This window comes from Microbacterium gubbeenense DSM 15944 (assembly GCF_000422745.1).
In the GTDB taxonomy this organism is placed as follows: Bacteria; Actinomycetota; Actinomycetes; order Actinomycetales; family Microbacteriaceae; genus Microbacterium; species Microbacterium gubbeenense.
Genome location: NZ_AUGQ01000055.1, coordinates 1 through 2,881 on the forward strand (window position 1 = coordinate 1; position 2,881 = coordinate 2,881).

Sequence of the window (2,881 nt, forward strand, 5' to 3'; positions counted from 1 at the left end):
CCAGCCAGTAAGGCAAATGGAATGAAACACAGGAGTGACAAGCAGGGCAAGAGGAGCGCTGTCCAGGAATTCAATTTCCCCGTGTCGCTATGCATTGTTCAAGTTGTTCGCAAAATTGGTCCAGTTGAGCACGGCCCCAGCTTCATAAACAGACCGCGGTACACCAAGGGGGTTCGAGTTGACGATGTATGCACTGACATACAAGCGAGAGAATGTTTCCGCAACGGGTGCACCAGGCTCCCAAAGCGGTGCGATGGTGAAGGAGATTGACGATCCGAGGCCGTCAACGTGTCCTTGATCGGCCATGAAGCTCCACTCCAACTGTTGGAGCCGCGGTGAACCATCGTCGCGCCATGTGGAGGGACCCATAATGCAGCTAAAATCAGCCGAAAATGGCGGAATTGTGGTAACGGTGAGAGGCAGGCTTTCTAGATAAAACGGAAAGTGTGCGGGAGCGCCATTAACCGGGAAGTAACAGTTGAAACAGTCCTGCAGGTTATACCGATTCTGAGCCACCGTCTTGTTAAGGATTTCCCATTGGTACGCATACGACCACGCGGCTTGCGCGACGACCGGGTACGCGTTAGCGCTGACGGATGCGGTATCGATGCGCTGGATTAGGGTTCCGTCATCCCACTCATAGGTGGCCGCAACATCGTTTCCCTGGGAATCCCGCACCCATGGAGTCACGATGTTGCCTAGGTGTTCATTGTTCGGCCCTATAATCGTGAGGCCATGTTGAGTGGACTCGGCGGAAGAGCCTTCTGGTACGTCAATATTGTACTCATATGACGTTGATGCACTCGCGCTACCGAGAACTGTTAGAAAACGCGCACCCGAGACGGTTTCGCTCAAGTAGAACGCAGAATCAGGTGAGTCTGTTGACCATACCGATTCGGTATCGCTAGTCGCAACTTCCCGTTCAGCAAATGGGACATCGATTGTGGTGTCAGGGGTACGTGAAAAATCTGAGCTAGGATTCACCTCATTGGCGCGAAGCTGTACACTCAGCCCTGAGTTTGCCATCCGACGAGAAGTTTCTGAGCCGATATTGATTCGCTCATACCGGTCCTCGGCGCCCTTTTGCTCTTCAATTTCGGGGGCGACTTCAGCGAGAACCGCATCGGCGTCATATATATCTAATGGTTGCGAATCTGCATTGCCCGGAGCGCTCAATCCCAAGTTCATAACCAGGATTGCGCCGATGCCTATTCCGGAAATGCTTCGAAAGTTCACTAGTGTTTCTCGTTTCAGTTCTCGCGAGTCATCTGGTGTTGACCATGATGGTGTAGCGATCAACCGATGTCAACCCACCTACGGCATTGTTTATATTTGGCTCATATGCGACGAGCCAGACAACTACACGCTCGATCGTGAAGAGCCAGTTCATGCTTTAATCCTTTCTGCGATCTCTGATATTGATTAAGCGGCGGAGGAAGCATCTTCCGTCCGCCCAGGGGTAGGGCTGCGCACGCGGGGCTGGGTTACTTGCTGCGGTCTGGGTATCCACGCTCGTATGCCTCGTTTTCTTCGATACGCCGCTGCTCTTGGGCGTCCGCCAACCGATTCTCCATGATGTTGGAGAGATGCATGAATATGACCCAGATGCCGATTGCTACGGCGATGAGCTTGGGTGCGCCGCCGATGACCGGTATGTAGTTGGCCATGTTGAATGTTGCGTGCCCCAGAATGATTGCGACGATCGCTCCCGTGCGCTTGTAGAGCAGCACGATGAGGCATGCCCATACGGAGAATCCGAATGCTCCCCACCCGTAGTACAGGTGGAACGGAACGCGAACGGCGGCAGCGGCGAGGAGGACGATGGTCCAGCCGTGCCCGGTCGCGCGCAGTGCGACGACGACGAGTGCGAGCAGCGCGAGCTCTTCGGCGGGGCCTGCCATGCCGGCATTGATGATGGTCAGCGCTGCGAGTAGCGGATCCGATAGTTCCTCGTCGTCGAAGGTGTGACCGGTGAGCTGGAACAGCCGGCTCATGAGTGATGCGGCTATGAAGCCGAGCAGTACGGCGATGTACGACACAGGGAATGTCTTGATGCTGGTGCGCCAGGTCGCTGCCGCTGGCCGCGCGTGTGCGTACTGGCGGAATGCCCAGATAAGCGCTGCGGCCACGAGAACGATGGCAAGTTGCTGAATCAGAGCGAGGATCGCTCCGTTGGAGTTCCCAGCGGGGCGCTGTGCGGGGACTGTTGTCCACTCGAGCAGGATCTCCAGCGCGTTGTAGGTGGCTCGCCCTCACCCGAGCAGATACACGCCCAGGATCGCGGCCCATGCTGCGGCTCGCGCGCGCGCCGTCGGCCGCGGCGGTGCGATTCCCGTCCGATCGATCGAGAACTCATCACGGATTGTCCGCCACAGGTTCTTCACGCTTCCTCGTTTCGCTTGGCGCGTCGATTGATCAAGATCGACCAGACCACAAACGGCACGGGGAGCACGATCGCGGTGATCGCGAAGAAGCCGACATCCGCACCCGTTACTGGTGCGTCCGGGTGGATCGCGAGAATCGCGAACAGGATTGCGGTGACGAAAAACAGAGCGATCGCCAAGGGCGACACAGGGAGCTTTCCAATGTGCGGCGCTATCCGGTGCCTGACCTGCACGATCAGCGTCCAGATGACGCACGTCGCGATCAGGAGTCCGGAGCACTGTGCGATCAAAAAGCCGTCCACGCCAGAAAACAAGTCGGCGAAATATGTGAACGGGTCTGAACGATTCGCGAGGGTGTCAATTCCTTCGTGCACGAGGTTCTCTTTCTGCCTTGCCGTCATGCTCCATGTTGGCCTGCGGCGAGCGCGATCGTTGTTCGCCTGGGTTAGGGGGTTTTGGGGCGTTCGGTGAGGCGGGCAGTGATGGCGTGGCGGGGG

At 57.1% G+C, this 2,881-nt stretch carries 4 protein-coding genes; all 4 read right to left on the reverse strand.

The genetic code is table 11. The features are described 5' to 3' along the window. Nucleotides 1–87 precede the first annotated feature (87 nt). On the reverse strand, nucleotides 88–1,236 hold the full coding sequence (locus G510_RS18420) for a hypothetical protein (RefSeq protein WP_157560679.1): 1,149 nt from the start codon (nucleotides 1,234–1,236) through the stop codon (nucleotides 88–90). A 28-nt stretch (nucleotides 1,237–1,264) separates the two neighbouring features. Then, nucleotides 1,265–1,390 (reverse strand): hypothetical protein, encoded by a 126-nt coding sequence (locus tag G510_RS19030; RefSeq protein WP_281167446.1) that lies wholly within the window; start codon nucleotides 1,388–1,390, stop codon nucleotides 1,265–1,267. Between the two features lie 94 nt (nucleotides 1,391–1,484). Further along, nucleotides 1,485–2,129, reverse strand: coding sequence for a CPBP family glutamic-type intramembrane protease (locus G510_RS0113175; RefSeq protein WP_157560681.1), 645 nt, complete (start codon nucleotides 2,127–2,129; stop codon nucleotides 1,485–1,487). A 251-nt stretch (nucleotides 2,130–2,380) separates the two neighbouring features. Beyond that, nucleotides 2,381–2,881: hypothetical protein (locus tag G510_RS17690; protein ID WP_211219205.1), on the reverse strand; the 501-nt coding region annotated here is incomplete at its 5' end.